Consider the following 15,097-nt stretch of genomic DNA (forward strand, 5'->3'; position numbering starts at 1 on the left):
CGCAGAGTGCCCGACAGCCGAAGTGCATTCGGCTGTCGGGCTGTGTCGGGTGTGAGCCCCGTTCGACTTAATACCCGGTCATTTCCAGGTACCCTGTGCCCGAATGACTTCCGCTCAACTGCACTGGACCTTCCCAGTACGGGATGCGCAGGTTCATCCAGGCATTGGGGTTTAGCGCGGTCGTGGTGATGTCGAGGTGTTTACCGGGGATTTTCACTGCCCAGCGGGTTGGCAGCGCGTGCCCGGCGATGTCACTTGAGGTCAGTGGCGTGAGCTGGATCTCTTGCCCCTTCAATACCTGTGTCTGGCCGTCAGCGCTGATCCAGGTGCCTGTCAGATACGGCTCGCCGTTTTTCTGCCGCATGCGGTACAGCATCAGTTGTTCGCCGCTGTCCAGGTGCATGGAAAACCAGTCCCAGCCAGTTTGACTGGCTGTCAGTGGCTGGCTGCTCCACTCGCGGTCCAGCCAGGCCGGGCCTGCTACCTGATACGTCTTGCCGTCTATTTCGACGGTGCCTTTTGCCTGGAAATACGGCTGGCTGTAGTAATACGAAGCCTGGCCCTGTTCTGACTTTTGACTGAAGCCTTGCTCGCCTTGCAGCACCAGCGGTTGGCTGGACGTCAGTTGCAGTCGATAACTGAACGCCTGTCCACGGGCGTGCAGTTGCATGTTCGCCAGCGGGTTTTCAGCGCTTGACTGGCTGTCGAACGTCCAGTCATCGATCCACGCCTTGAACGGCGAGGCGTTAACCCCGGCCTGCTCGACGCCGCCACGGGCATAGCGTTCGGCGGCATAGTGCTGGTTGGCCGAGGTCACTGCGGCATGGCCCATCCAGATCGTCTGATTGCTCCAACCCTGCGCCTGGGTGTCGGCTTGCAGCGCGTTGCGGAACAACGTCCATTGCACGCCGAAGGTCCGGCCCTGGTCATCCTTGAGGTTGGCGGTGACGTACCACCACTCGATGCGGAAGCCGTCGTGGGCGCCGTGATCCTGCGGGAAACTGAACACCTTGCCTGGGACGACCTGGGCAAACGTAGTGGCCTCGTTACCCAGCCCGGCAAAACCATCGGCAGGTGGTTTTTGATCATCGCAGGCACTCAATAGCAGGGTGCCCAGCAAGAGCAGCAGCCATCTAATCCTCATTGGCAAAGGTCCTCAGCAGGTCGGCCGGGCGACTGCGATACAGTTTGATCAACGGCCACGCCGAGGCCAGCAAGGTCGCCAGCAGGGCCAGCGCCATCAACTGCACCAGTTGGGCAGGGAACACCTGCAACGGCAAGCGCCAGCCAAAGGCCTGCACATTGATCACCGCGTCCAGGCACCAGGCCAGCAGGAGGCCCAATGGCAGGGCGAACAACAGCGTCAGCACCGCCAGCAGCCAGGTTTGTCCAAGATTGAGCAGCATCAGTTGGTGCCGGGTCACGCCCAGCGCCCATAGCGGCGCCAGTTGTCCGAGCCGACTCTGGCTTTGGGTCAGCAGGCTGATGAACAGCGCCACTCCCGCGACCCCCAACGTCAGGCTATTGAGCGCGGCGGTGGCGGCGAAGGTGCGTTCGAAGACCTGTGTGGACCAGCCCTTGAGTCGACTTTGATCGACGATGCGACTGTCTTCCAGGGCAAAGCGCGACTGAAGTTCGCGCACCAGCGGCGGCACCGACGCAGGGGCGATGCGCAGATTGAAGCGATTGGGCGACAGCTGCGGCCAATAGCGCAGCAGGTGCTGAGCATTGACCAGCAGATGGCCCTTGGGATTGCCGTAGTCGGCGTAGATCGCGACGATGCGCGGCGACCACTGACCTTGTGGGGTGGGAATCGTCAACTGATCGCCGACCTGAACCTTGAGCCTGCGTGCCAGTTGCTCACTGAGCATCAGGGTGTCTTCCCGTGCCAGTTGATCCCAGGGATCGCCCGCCTGAGCGTCCAGCAGCGGCCAGTGCTGACGGTAGGTCGGATGATCGATAACGCCGACCACATCCGCAGGCCAGCCCTGTAGCTGGATCGAGACCTGCCAGGTGGGTAACACGGCCTGGACCTGTGGCTGCTCGTTGAGCCAGGTCTGAAGACTGCGTGCCTGGGCCGGGTTCTGTGGGTTGAGGTACAGCTCTGCGGTCAGCCGTTGTTCCAGCCAGTTATTGAATGTCTGGCGAAATCCCGAGGTCATGCTGCCCGCGCCAATATTGGCGGCCAGGGCCAACAACAGCGCCATCAGCGCCAGGCTCAACGCCGGTAACTGCTGGCGGCAATCGGCAAGAAACCATTGGCCCAATACCGAGCGACTACGGCCCAGCAAGGCTTCAAGCAGCGCATTGAGGAGCACCGGCAGGCTCAGCGCAGCGCCCAGCATCAGGGCGGCCATCAGCACAAAGCCGCTGGCCAGGCTGTCACCCAATAACAAGGCCAATAACGCCGTCACGCCTGCGATGCCCGCCACCCACGCCTGGCGTCGTAACCAGCGAGCATGGGCCTGATGCCAGGCTTGTGCGTTGGCCAGGGCCAGCAGCGGCAACCGCGCTGCACGCAACAAGCTGCTGGTGCCGGCCAGCAATGCACCGAATAGACTCAAACCCACACCACTGGCCCACCACAGGGGGCTCAAGCTCAATTTCCCGGCCACTTCGGCGCCGTAGAGGCCCCGCAGGCTGGCGGCGACATCGGGTAACAACAGGCTGGCCAGGCAGTAACCACTGACGACCCCGGCGACGCCACCCAGCAAGGCCAGGCCACCCAGCTCCACGCCCAGGCTGAGAATTAACATACGGGCGCTGACACCGCAGGCGCGCAGGGTCCTGAGCAGTCCGCGCCGCTGCTCGAGTGCCAGGCCAATGGCGGCATGCACGATAAATAAACCGACCACGAACGACAGAAAGCCCAGCGCATCGAGGTTCAAATGAAAACTCTCGGTCAGGCGCGACAAGTTATTTTCTTCACCGCTGCTCTTGAGCACCAGTTGTCCGACCAGTTCGGCAGGCAATGCCGGTTGTGTGGCCGCAAAGTCTTTAGGCAACAATAGTCGCGAGACCTGGTTGGGCATGCCCAGCAGGTGTTGGGCAAAGCCGATATCCACCAGCAGCAAACCCGGGGCCATGTCGGCCTTACTGTGCAGCGGTGGCAAGGCGTGTCCATTCTCGGTCAGCGGTTGTTCTCCTTCGTGATAACCCAAGGCCTGCAAGGTTTGCGGGGCGATCCAAGTGCTGCCCGGTGGGCTGAAAAATCCAACGATCTGCGCCATGTCCAGAGCTTGCCCGGCCACCGCCGAACCGCCCGGCAGCGACACCGGTTCGATGCCCATTAATTGCAGGCGCTGATCGTCATGCCCCTTGAGCGAGAGGCGCGCTTGCAGCACCGGAGACACCGGCCAACCCGCGCGGCGCAGGCTGACAAACACATCCTGAGAGAAGGGTGCGCCATTCGGCGCGCTCAGACTGGCCTGGGGTTCGCCGCCGATCAGTTGGCTGGCACGGGCGTAACTTTCCCGCGCCTGACTGTTCAGCGCTTGCACGCCGGTCAACAGGCTGGTCGCCAGCCACAGCCCGGTCAGCACGCTGAAAAACTGCACCGGATGCTGACGCCAATGGCTGAGCAGGGCGCGTAATGTCCAATAAAATACGCGCATCTCAGCGCTCGCTGGCGTCAGCCAGTCGCCCGCAATGCAGTACCACTCTGGTTGCCAGTCGAGCCGCGACTCGCGGGCTATGGGTGACCATCAACAAACTGGTCGGGGTGTTTTTCAGCAGATCCAGGAGCAGTTGCAGGACGTCATCGCTGGTGGCTTCGTCCAGATTGCCCGTGGGCTCATCGGCCAACAGCAGGCCGGGGCGCGAGGCCAGCGCGCGGCCGATGGCGACGCGCTGTTGCTGGCCGCCTGACAGTTGTTCCGGGTAGCGCTTGAGCAGCGCGCCGAGTCCCAGCCGCTCGATCAACTGTGCTTGCCAGGACGGATCATAACGTCCGGCCAGGCGCGCCTGAAACGCCAGATTGTCTTCGACGGGCAGACTGCTGATCAGGTTGAACTGTTGAAACACCAGGCCGATCTCGGTGCGCCGCCAATGGGCAAGCTGTGCTTCGCTCATCTGATCCAGGCGATGTCTGCCGGCGCGGATACTGCCGCGATCGATCTGGTCCAGCCCGGCCACCAGGTGCAGCAGGGTGCTTTTACCGCTGCCCGATTCCCCCATCAGCGCCAGACTGCTGCCGTGTTCGAGCTGTAAATCGACCCCCTGTAACACCGCCAGCGGGCCTTGTGGCGTCGCATAGCTCTTGAATACGCCTTGCACCTGAAGCATGAAGTCACTCGCCTGACAAAGGGGTAGGCAAAGAATAGCGGGTGTCCGCCATCCTGTGTCAGGCAGATTACGCTGCCCCCTCTTTTCTGATTCAGCTCAAACTGACATGCCGACTCAACAATGCCCGCAGCGCCGCCGGTTTGACCGGTTTCGACAGGTAATCGAGGCCGGCAGCGTGGATCTGCGCGATCAGCTCAGGTCGACCGTCCGCGCTGATGACCACGCCGGGTACCGGCTCACCCAGGCGCGTGCGCAACCAGGCCATCAGTGCGGCGCCGGTATCACCTTCATCCAGGTGATAGTCCACCAGCGCCAGCTGCGGATGCACGCCTTTGCCCAGCAGGGCTTCGCACTCACTGCGATTGCGTGCCGTCCACACCTGGCATCCCCAACGCGTGAGCAAGCTGTTCATACCGATCAGAATGCTGTCCTCGTTGTCGACGCACAGTACTTGGGTACCGCTCAGTGGCTGGGACTTGGGCTCGGCTGGACTGGCGGCCAATGGCATTTGATGAGCGGCCAGGGGCACAGTGACGCTGAACACACTGCCTTTGCCAGGCCAGGAGCGCACTTGCAGTTCATGACCCAATACGCGGCAAAGCCCGTCGGCAATGGCCAGCCCGAGGCCCAGACCTTTTTCGGCGCGGGTCTGATGGCTGTCGAGGCGTTTGAACTCCTCGAAAATCACCTGACGTTTGTCTTCCGGAATACCTGGGCCACGGTCCCAGACTTCGAGGCACAGTTTCGCGCCCCGACGCCTTACGCCCAGCAGTACCGGGCCCTTGCCGTAGCGGAACGCGTTGGTCAGGAAGTTTTGCAGAATCCGCCGCAATAACTTTATGTCGCTGTCGATCCGCAGGTTGCTGCCGCGTACCCGGAATTTCAAGCCTTGTTCCTGGGCCAGTGCCTTGAACTCGGCGCCGAGGGTGTCGAACAGCGCACTCAGGGGGAACGGCTGGGGATTGGGTGTGATCTTGCCGTTTTCCAGGCGAGAAATGTCCAGCAGGTCGCTGATCAGGTCTTCTGCGGAGCGCAGCGAACTGTCCAGGTGGTGCACCAGTTGCTGGGCCTCGCTGGAAATCTCGTCTTCCTGGTGGGACAGGGCTGCCGAGAACAGTCGCGCCGCATTCAGCGGTTGCATCAGGTCATGGCTGACCGCTGCAAGAAAGCGGGTTTTCGACTGGTTGGCGGTTTCCGCAGTACCCTTGGCCTCGGTCAGCGCCACGTTCAGTTGTGACAGCTCATGGGTACGCTCGGCAACGCGTTGTTCAAGGCTTTCGTTGGCGCCTTTGAGCGCCTGCTCGGCTTCCCGGAACGCGGTGATGTCGGTGAAACTCATGACGAAACCGCCGCCGGGCATCGGGTTGCCGATCAGCTCGATGACGCGTCCATTGGGGAACAACCGCTCTGAGGTATGCGCTCGACCCTGGCGCATCCAGTGCAGCCGGCGCGCCACATGCACTTCAGCTTCACCGGGGCCGCACAGGCCGCGTTCGGCGTTATAGCGGATGATGTCGGCGATCGGCCGGCCAACGCTGATCAGGCCGTCCGGGTAATTGAACAGTTCCAGATAACGATGATTCCAGGCCACAAGTTTCAGCGATTGATCGACCACGCTGATGCCTTGGGTGATGTTTTCAATGGCCCCTTGCAACAGCGCCCGGTTGAATTGCAGCACCTCGGAGGCTTCGTCGGCGATGCGCACCACGTCTTCGAGCTGCATCTCCCGTCCTTCGATGGCGGCCTTGACCACTGCTCGGGTCGAGGACGCGCCGAGCACACCGGCCAGCAAGCGCTCGGTGTGGGCTATCCACTCACCATCGGCGTTCTGGTTCGGGCTGAAGCCCTTGCCCTGACGATAGGCGAAGCGAATAAAACTCTGCCGCGCGCGCTCCTCACCCACGAAGCGCGCCGACAGGCTCAATAAGTCCTCGATCTGCACCGCCAGCAACGAACGGTTGCTGGGGCGCGCACTGATTTCCTGGCCGATGAAACGTCCGGCCTGCCAGTGTTCGGAGACCCGTGTGCGTGACAGCACCGACACCCAAGCGAACAGGGTGAAGTTACCGGCAAGCGACAGCACCACGCCTTGGGTCAGCGGGGTAATCGGTAAATGCAATGGGTTACCGTGCAGCCAGGCCAGCCCCGGGAACAGGGTGAGCGCCCAGCCTAGGCTGTTGGCCGCAATGGGCAGCACCAGGGTGTAAAACCAAATAAAGGTGCCAGCTGCCAGGCCAGCGAATACGCCTCGGCGGTTGGCTTGTTTCCAATACAGCGCGCCGAGCATGGCCGGGGCCAGTTGAGTGATGGCGGCGAAGGCGATTTGGCCGATGGTTGCCAGGCTCGCCGTTGAACCGAGCAACCGGTAGCAGACGTAAGCCAGCAACAGGATCGCCACGATGCTAATCCGACGTACCGACAGCATCCAGTGGCGGAACACCTCAAAGGGACGCTCTGCGGTTTTGCGGCGCAACAGCCACGGCAGCAGCATGTCGTTGGAGACCATGGTCGACAGCGCAACGCTGGCGACGATCACCATGCCGGTGGCCGCCGAGGCACCACCGATAAACGCCAGCAGGGCCAGCGCCGGGTGCGCCTGGGCCAACGGCAGGCTGATCACGAACGAATCGGGCAGCACCGAACTGGGCAGCAGCATTTGGCCGGCCAGGGCGATGGGCACTACAAACAGCGCCGCCAGGGCCAGGTACGTCGGAAAAACCCACCGGGCGAGCCTGAGATCCTGCGGCTCGATGTTCTCGACCACGGTCACGTGAAACTGCCGTGGCAGGCAGACCATTGCCATCATTGCCACGCCGGTTTGAACCACCATCGACGGCCAGTTGACGGTTTCCTTCCAGTATTCATCCAGGCGAGGGGCGATCATCGCCTGACTGAACAGGTCATCGAAACCGTCGTACAGGCCGAAGGTGACGAACGCGCCCACTGCGAGAAACGCGAACAGTTTGACCAGCGCTTCGAAGGCAATTGCCAGCACCATGCCGCGGTGGTGTTCGGTAGCGTCGAGGTTGCGAGTGCCGAACAGGATGGTGAACAGTGCCAGGATCAGCGAGACGATGAGTGCGGTGTCCTGGGCGCGGGTGCCCGTGGATTCGGCGACGGCACCGATCAGCAGGTTCACCCCGAGGACGATGCCTTTGAGCTGCAAGGCAATGTACGGTAAAACGCCGACCAGACAGATCAGTGCAACCACCACCGCCAACGATTGCGACTTGCCATAGCGCGCGGCGATGAAGTCAGCGATAGACGTGATGTTCTCTTGTTTGCTGATCATCACCATCTTCTGCAGCACCCAAGGCGCCAGCATCAGCAGCAATATCGGGCCCAGATAGATCGGCAGGAACGACCAGAGTTGTTCGGCCGCCTGGCCCACTGCGCCAAAAAATGTCCAGCTGGTGCAGTACACCGCCAGCGACAGGCTGTAGACCCAAGCCCGCAGGCGTGGCGATAGAGGCGCACTGCGTCGATCGCCATAAAAGGCGATGGCGAACATAACGGCCATATAGGTCAGGGCGACGGCAGCAATCAGCCCACTGGACAGCGACATGTAAAACTCCAGATAGCGCTAGATAGCTCTCAACAGCGCTCGTTAAAAAATGACCGACCAGAAGCGATCCTGCTCCGGCTGGACAGTCTCGCATGATGTTCAGGGTTCGTCAGTGCCGACCAAGGTCTTGGCGCGGCCTGGTGCCGCAGTACGAGGTCTGCGGTGTTGCATATAGGTAAAGCAGATGACCTATAGAGAAATTACCCGTTATATAGATATGCAATCGAACTATAAGCTCATTTCACCTCATCGGAGGACTGGAGAAGAGCATGCCTTGCCCTGATACGCCTGCGCCACACACCGTTGCCAACCAACGTAATCTGCCGTTGAGCACGCTGAGTCATCCGCGAGAAGCGATTCGTCAGTTCACCCCGAATTGGTTCGCTGCGACCATGGGCACCGGCATTCTGGCCCTGACACTGGGGCAACTGCCCGTGCAGATCCCGGGTTTGCACCTGCTGGCCGAGGGGCTGTGGCTGTTCAATATAGGTTTGTTCGTGCTCTTCAGCATGGTGTATATGGCGCGCTGGGTGCTGTTTTTCAATGAGGCGCGGCGGGTGTTTGGGCACTCTACGGTCTCGATGTTTTTCGGCACCATCCCCATGGGGCTGGCGACCATCATCAACGGCTTTCTATTCTTCGGCCTGCCTCGATGGGGCGGGGCTGTCGTGCCCATTGCCGAGACTCTCTGGTGGCTGGACGTGGCCATCGCGCTGGCGTGCGGGGTGGCCATTCCGTTCATGATGTTCACACGCCAGGAACACAGTATCGACCAGATGACGGCCGTGTGGTTGTTGCCCGTGGTTGCGGCTGAGGTGGCGGCGGCGAGCGGTGGTCTGCTGGCACCGCATCTGGCCGACGCCTCCGCGCAATTCAGCGTGCTGATCACCAGCTACGTGTTGTGGGCGTTCTCGGTACCCGTAGCGTTCAGCATCCTGTCCATTCTGTTGTTGCGCATGGCCCTGCATAAATTGCCCCACGAAAACATGGCTGCTTCGAGTTGGCTGGCGCTGGGGCCGATTGGCACCGGAGCGTTGGGCATGTTGTTGATGGGCGAAGACGCCCCGGCGATTTTTGCGGCCAATGGTTTGCCCAAGCTCGGTGAAATCGCTGACGGCATAGGTCTGGTGGCAGGTATCACACTCTGGGGCTTCGGCTTGTGGTGGATGCTGATGGCTGTGCTTATCACTGTGCGCTACCTGCGCACCGGCATCCCGTTCAACCTCGGCTGGTGGGGGTTTACCTTTCCATTGGGCGTCTACGCGTTGGCGACCCTGAAGCTTGCAGCAAGGCTGCACCTGACATTCTTCTCGCTGGCCGGTTGTGCGTTGGTGTGCTGTCTGACGATATTGTGGCTGATCGTCATGAGCCGGACCGCGCGCGGTGCCTATAAAGGAGAGCTGTTCGTTTCACCCTGTATCGCGGGGGTGGGTGCCGGGGGCAAGTGAGTATTAAAGACGTGGGAGACGATCAAACCAGACGCGTCCTATCGACATCTGCTTGCGTAACGTTTCCAATGTGGCTCGGAGTCGACATAGACACTCCAATTAAAAAGCCGACCCCGGCGCTATTCGAGTACACGGACGATGAGTCAGTCGCAATTCAGTTTGCTGGGAAAACGCCGGTTTCTGCCGTTTTTCATCACCCAGTCCCTCGGGGCCTTCAACGACAATATCCTCAAGCAATCGCTGATCCTCGCCATCCTCTACAAGCTGAGCATCGACGGTGATCGCTCGATTTGGGTCAATCTGTGTGCACTGTTGTTCATTCTGCCGTTCTTTTTGTTCTCGGCACTGGCGGGTCAGTTTGGCGAGAAATACGCCAAGGATGCATTGATCCGTCTGATCAAACTGGGCGAGATCGCGATCATGCTGGTGGGCGCGGCGGGGTTCATGCTCAACCACCTGTGGATGATGTTGCTGGCGTTGTTCGCCATGGGGACGCACTCGGCGTTGTTCGGGCCGGTGAAGTACTCGATTCTGCCGCAGCACTTGCACGAGGATGAATTGGTCGGTGGCAACGGGTTGGTGGAAATGGGCACCTTCCTGGCGATTCTGGCCGGTACCATCGGCGCCGGGATCATGATGTCTTCCGCGCACTACGCGCCCATTGTCGCGACAGCGATCTTGCTGGTGGCGTGCCTGGGTTATATCGCCAGTCGCAGCATCCCGCGTGCAGCGGCCGCCTCGCCGGAAATGCGCCTGAACTGGAATATTTTCAGTCAATCCTGGGCCACCTTGCGTCTGGGGCTGGGTCAGACGCCCGCCGTGTCACGCTCGATTGTCGGCAACTCCTGGTTCTGGTTCGTCGGCGCAATTTACCTGACGCAGATTCCGGCTTACGCCAAAGAGTGGCTGTATGGCGACGAGACTGTGGTCACGCTGATTCTCACCGTGTTCTCCATCGGCATCGCCCTGGGTTCGATGCTGTGCGAGCGGTTGTCCGGGCGCAAGGTCGAGATCGGCCTGGTGCCGTTCGGCTCGATGGGCCTGACCGTGTTCGGGCTGCTGCTGTGGTGGCATTCGGGCGGCTTTCCGCAAAACGTTCAGGCCAATGACTGGCTGACGGTGCTGTCTTATGGTCAGGCGTGGTGGGTGCTGAGCGATGTGCTGGGCATTGGTATTTTTGGCGGCTTCTATATCGTGCCGCTGTACGCGCTGATCCAGTCGCGCACCGCCGAGAACGAGCGTTCGCGGGTCATCGCATCCAACAACATCCTCAATGCGCTGTTCATGGTGGTGTCGGCCATCGTCTCGATCGTGCTCCTCAGCGTGGTCAAGCTGTCGATTCCGCAGCTGTTTCTGGTGATTTCGCTGATGAACATCGCGGTGAATGCCTACATCTTCAAGATCGTGCCCGAGTTCACCATGCGCTTCATGATCTGGCTGCTCGGCCATTCCATGTACCGTGTCGAGCATCGCAACCTGGAGCTGATTCCGGACGAAGGTGCGGCGCTGCTGGTTTGCAACCATGTGTCCTTTGTCGATGCGCTGTTGATTGGCGGGGCTGTGCGGCGGCCGATTCGGTTCGTGATGTATTACAAAATCTACAACCTGCCGGTGCTCAACTTCATTTTCCGCACCGCTGGCACCATCCCGATTGCCGGGCGCAACGAAGACCTGGCGATCTACGATCAGGCCTTCAAGAAAATTGCTGGATACCTGAAAGACGGTGAGTTGGTGTGCATCTTCCCCGAAGGCAAGCTGACCGCTGACGGGGAGATCAACGAGTTCAAAGGTGGCTTGAACCGGATTCTGCAAGAGACCCCGGTGCCAGTGATTCCGCTGGCCTTGCAAGGCTTGTGGGGTAGTTTTTTCAGCCGTGATCCGAACAAGGGGATTTTTCGTCGGCTGTGGTCGCGCATCACCGTGGTGGCCGGGCCCGCCGTGGCAATGGATGCGGCGTTACCGGCGAGTTTGCAGGCGCGAGTGGCGGAGTTGCGGGGCACCGTCCGGTAGTACACAGCGCCCTGTGGATGCTCCGTGATCGACTGCGTCGCGGTGATGAAAATGGTTGGTTTCACGGGCCCCGGAAGGCCGTGCCGACCTTTTCGCGGGCAAGCGCGCTCCTACAATATGAGCTGCTTCTGGCCGCCAGGCCGTAGGAGCGGGCTTGCCCGCGATTAGTTTAATGCGGCGTGTGGCTGCCTCAAGCACTCAGCTTGAGCCCTGCCAATCCACACAGAATCAAGCCCACGCTGACCAGCCGAAACAGCGCCGCGGATTCACCGAACAGGATGATCCCGGCGATCACGGTGCCTACCGCACCGACACCGGTCCATATTGCGTAGGCAGTGCCCAGCGGCAGTTCTTTCATGGCCACGCCCAGCAAGCCCAGGCTGACCAGCATGGCTGCGACGGTGAGGGCTGTAGGCAGGGGGCGGGTGAAGCCTTCGGTGTATTTCAGGCCGACGGCCCAACCGACTTCGAACAGACCGGCGAAAAACAGAATAATCCAGGACATGATGACCTCCTATAAAAGGGGTCGTCCCCGAATCGTTTTTCCTGATGGATCAGTCAGGTCGTCCCGACTGTGCGCAGTATAGTGCACACAAAACGATTCGGGGGCAAGTCAGGGTATCGACAAAGCGGCTAGTCGGTAACGGATCGAGTGGCGAGTTCGCGGTCCGCTTGTTCACTCATGCGCCGGAAATACGTCGAAAGCAACGCGCCGGAAATGTTGTGCCAGACGCTGAACAGCGCGCTGGGCACGGCGGCCAGTGGCGAGAAGTGGGCACTGGCCAATGCGGCGCCCAGCCCGGAGTTCTGCATGCCGACTTCCAGTGCCAGGGATTTGCGCTGCGCCAGCGGCAGCTTGAACAGCTTGCCGGTGAAGTAGCCGAGCACAAAACCGAAGCTGTTGTGCAGCATCACCACTGCCATGATCAACAAGCCTGACTCGGCGATTTTCGCCTGGCTGGCGGCAACCACCGCGGCGACGATCAATACGATGCTGACCACCGACACCAGTGGCAATACGTCTACCGCTGCTTTTACTCGATGGCCGAGCACGCGTTGCGCGACGACGCCGAGCACGATTGGGAGCAAGACCAACTGCAGAATCGACCAGAACATGTCCATGAAAGACACCGGCAACCAGGCCGAGGCCAGCAACCAGATCAGCGCGGGTGTCAGCAGCGGGGCAAGGAGGGTGGTCACTGCGGCAATAGCCACTGACAACGCCAGGTCGCCACGGGCCAGCCAGGTCATGACGTTGGAGGACGTGCCGCTCGGGCAGCAACCCACCAGAATCACGCCCACAGCGATCTCCGCGGGCAGATGAAACGCCTGGCACAGCAGCCAGGCGACGCCGGGCATGATCACGAAATGCGCGACCACCCCTAAGGCCACACGCCAAGGATGGCGAGCGACTTCAGAAAAATCATCGAGCTTGAGCGTCAGGCCCATGCCGAACATCACCAGGCCCAAGAGCGGCACGATGGCGCTTTTCAAACCGATAAACCAATCGGGCAGCGCAAACGCCAACACTGCAAACAGCAGCACCCAATAGGCGAAGGTATTCCCGACAAAACGACTCAACGCAGCCAGCGCACGCATGGCTTGTTCCTTTTTTATTAGAGGAGAAATGCGCTACCGCAGCCGGTAGCGCATAACAGCAGATGGCTTAGATGCCCTGTGGCAGCTCTTCGCCGCCCAGCGCTTCAAACAACTCAGGCAGGAATTCGCCGAAGGTCAGCATCATCAAGGTGAAGCTGGCGTCCAGTTGGCCGAGGGCTTCCTCGCCACCGTCCTGTTCGGCCTGATCTTGCAGCAGGTCTTCGAACTTCAGGCGTTTGACCACCATCTTGTCGTCCAGCACGAAGGACAGTTTGTCCTGCCAGGCCAATGACAGCTGAGTGACCACCTTGCCGGTGCTCAAGTGCAGCTGGATTTCATCGCTGGTCAAATCCTGACGCTTGCAGCGCACGATGCCGCCGTCTTCATGGGTGTCACGCAGCTCGCACTCGTCGAGGACGAAGAAGTGGTCAGCTGCTTTCTGGGACTTGACCCATTCGGTCATGGTTGCGCTTGGCGCGACTTTCACCGTCAGAGGGCGTACCGGCAGCGAACCGATCACTTCGCGCAGGGTGGAGAGCAGGTCTTCGGCGCGTTTCGGGCTGGAGGCGTTAACCAGGATCAGGCCCTGTTTCGGCGCGATGGCAGCAAAGGTCGCCGAGCGACGAATAAAGGCGCGGGGCAGAAAGGCCTGGATGATTTCATCCTTGATCTGATCACGTTCCTTCTTATAGACCTTGCGCATTTGTTCGGCTTCGATCTCTTCGATCTTTTCCTTTAATGCATCACGCACCACGCTGCCAGGCAGAATGCGTTCTTCCTTGCGTGCGGCAATCAGCAGGAAGTCCTGACTGACGTGAACCAGAGGAGCGTCCTCACCTTTACCGAACGGTGCGACGAAACCGTAAGTGGTCAACTCCTGGCTGGCACAAGGGCGCGCCTGTTTGGTCGCCAATGCGGTTTCCAGCGCCTCGGCATCAAAAGGCAGATCTTGGGTCAGGCGATAGATAAGCAGGTTTTTGAACCACATGGGGTGAATCTCTCCTTTGTACAAAGTGGGGGCATTATTCGCTCCTCGGCCTCTGCGGCCAACCCTGTGCTAAGCCTTTGGCAGGATTATAAAAATTATTTAAAAAAGTGCTTGCCAGAGATAGGGTCGCTATATAGAATGCGCGCCACACCGAGAGTGAAGGGTGATTAGCTCAGCTGGGAGAGCAGCTGCCTTACAAGCAGCGGGTCGGCGGTTCGATCCCGTCATCACCCACCAATCCTTCTCAGTGTTACGCGCAGCGGTAGTTCAGTCGGTTAGAATACCGGCCTGTCACGCCGGGGGTCGCGGGTTCGAGTCCCGTCCGCTGCGCCATATTAAGCTCCAAGGCCCTTGAACTCCTTGAAGCAACAGAAAGCGACCTTAGGGTCGCTTTTTTTTGTTCAAAATTTAGTGGCCTCATCTGACTGAGGTCACGGCTCCAAGTATCTATGAGTGCGCCGCCGGCACTCTAGATACCGCAATGAAGTGATGTGGGCGTTACGGTTTTTTGTTCAGTACAGATGGCCAGTCCTGAACATTCACAATGCCTAGCACGTTGGGCTTGCCATCAGTGCCGACCGACACAAACAGCGCACTGCTGTATTCACTGGTCGCGGCATGCTTAAACCCCAGTTGATGTTCAAATTTGCTGATGCATCCGCTATGGGTAACCAATACCAGGTTGCGATGGGGCGTTTTGTGCGCGATCACATCCTGAAGCATGGATGTCTCGCAGTTGACCAGCCAGTCCTGTTCGGCACTGGCTTTACCGAACATATAAAGTGAAGTCTGTGCCGTGCGGGTCAATGGGCTGCTGAATACGTCAGCGTTGCTCATGCCCATGGTCATGAACGCTTTACCCAGCTCGGCAGCGGTATCGCTACCCAATCGGGTGATCCCGTCTGCAGGCCCGAGGCACGGGTTGCTGGACCTGTCGCAGCGCTCGGCATGCCGAACCAACACCACCACGTCGCCTGCATCCCAGCGGGCATAGACCCCGGCGGCTTTCATGTTGTCGCCTTTGCCCAGGTTAGTGGGCGATTTTTGCCACACTCCAAAGCCTGCAATCAGCAGCACCGCGAGGGCGACCACAGCCCACAGCACCTGCTTCTTTCGCCGGGTTTTAGCCTTGGGCTTTGCTGGCGTGGGTGTAACGACAGGCGTGGTTGTGCTTTCCTGCATCTTGTTGCTCCGGGATTATTA

10 protein-coding genes and 2 tRNA genes are annotated in these 15,097 nt (G+C 60.1%); 4 read left to right on the forward strand and 8 right to left on the reverse strand.

Annotated features, from left to right (window positions below):
* Positions 1-67 precede the first annotated feature (67 nt).
* The 4 genes from AC1MEA_RS15125 to AC1MEA_RS15140 form a co-directional block, all read right to left on the reverse strand.
* On the reverse strand, positions 68-1,144 hold the full coding sequence (locus tag AC1MEA_RS15125) for a lipocalin-like domain-containing protein (RefSeq protein ID WP_480416644.1): 1,077 nt from the start codon (positions 1,142-1,144) through the stop codon (positions 68-70).
* Positions 1,134-3,614, reverse strand: a complete 2,481-nt coding sequence (locus AC1MEA_RS15130) for an ABC transporter permease (protein ID WP_480416645.1) — start codon at positions 3,612-3,614, stop codon at positions 1,134-1,136. The genes AC1MEA_RS15125 and AC1MEA_RS15130 overlap by 11 nt, the downstream gene beginning before the upstream one ends.
* A gap of 1 nt (position 3,615) precedes the next feature.
* The gene (locus tag AC1MEA_RS15135; RefSeq protein WP_480416646.1) at positions 3,616-4,284 is read right to left on the reverse strand and encodes an ABC transporter ATP-binding protein; all 669 of its coding nucleotides are present in this window, start codon (positions 4,282-4,284) and stop codon (positions 3,616-3,618) included.
* 91 nt (positions 4,285-4,375) lie between these two features.
* On the reverse strand, positions 4,376-7,849 hold the full coding sequence (locus AC1MEA_RS15140) for a hybrid sensor histidine kinase/response regulator (RefSeq protein WP_480416647.1): 3,474 nt from the start codon (positions 7,847-7,849) through the stop codon (positions 4,376-4,378).
* A gap of 269 nt (positions 7,850-8,118) precedes the next feature.
* Here AC1MEA_RS15140 and AC1MEA_RS15145 point away from each other — a divergent pair, with 269 nt between their 5' ends.
* Entirely contained in the window at positions 8,119-9,297 is a 1,179-nt protein-coding gene (locus AC1MEA_RS15145; RefSeq protein WP_480416648.1) for a TDT family transporter, read from the forward strand.
* A gap of 138 nt (positions 9,298-9,435) precedes the next feature.
* Positions 9,436-11,307: an MFS transporter gene (locus AC1MEA_RS15150; protein WP_480416649.1), complete on the forward strand. Its 1,872-nt coding sequence runs from the start codon at positions 9,436-9,438 to the stop codon at positions 11,305-11,307.
* Between the two features lie 190 nt (positions 11,308-11,497).
* Here AC1MEA_RS15150 and sugE read toward each other — a convergent pair whose 3' ends face one another.
* The 3 genes from sugE to rdgC all read right to left on the reverse strand — a co-directional run bounded on the left by sugE (position 11,498) and on the right by rdgC (position 13,894).
* Positions 11,498-11,812: a quaternary ammonium compound efflux SMR transporter SugE gene (sugE, locus tag AC1MEA_RS15155; protein ID WP_219061544.1), complete on the reverse strand. Its 315-nt coding sequence runs from the start codon at positions 11,810-11,812 to the stop codon at positions 11,498-11,500.
* A 128-nt stretch (positions 11,813-11,940) separates the two neighbouring features.
* The gene (locus AC1MEA_RS15160) at positions 11,941-12,906 is read right to left on the reverse strand and encodes a bile acid:sodium symporter family protein (protein WP_480416650.1); all 966 of its coding nucleotides are present in this window, start codon (positions 12,904-12,906) and stop codon (positions 11,941-11,943) included.
* A gap of 67 nt (positions 12,907-12,973) precedes the next feature.
* Positions 12,974-13,894: a recombination-associated protein RdgC gene (rdgC, locus tag AC1MEA_RS15165; protein WP_219061542.1), complete on the reverse strand. Its 921-nt coding sequence runs from the start codon at positions 13,892-13,894 to the stop codon at positions 12,974-12,976.
* Between the two features lie 161 nt (positions 13,895-14,055).
* On the opposite strand from rdgC, the gene AC1MEA_RS15170 reads away from it, so the two are divergent.
* Together AC1MEA_RS15170 and AC1MEA_RS15175 are read left to right on the forward strand one after the other, a co-directional pair.
* Positions 14,056-14,131: transfer RNA gene (locus AC1MEA_RS15170), tRNA-Val, on the forward strand.
* 19 nt (positions 14,132-14,150) lie between these two features.
* Positions 14,151-14,227: transfer RNA gene (locus tag AC1MEA_RS15175), tRNA-Asp, on the forward strand.
* A gap of 165 nt (positions 14,228-14,392) precedes the next feature.
* Here the strand turns inward: AC1MEA_RS15175 and pmrG are convergent.
* Complete coding sequence (pmrG, locus tag AC1MEA_RS15180; protein WP_219061541.1) at positions 14,393-15,076, reverse strand: lipopolysaccharide core heptose(II)-phosphate phosphatase PmrG; 684 nt, start codon at positions 15,074-15,076, stop codon at positions 14,393-14,395.
* Positions 15,077-15,097: the final 21 nt, after the last annotated feature.

It is taken from the genome of Pseudomonas sp. ASL8, assembly GCF_056680355.1.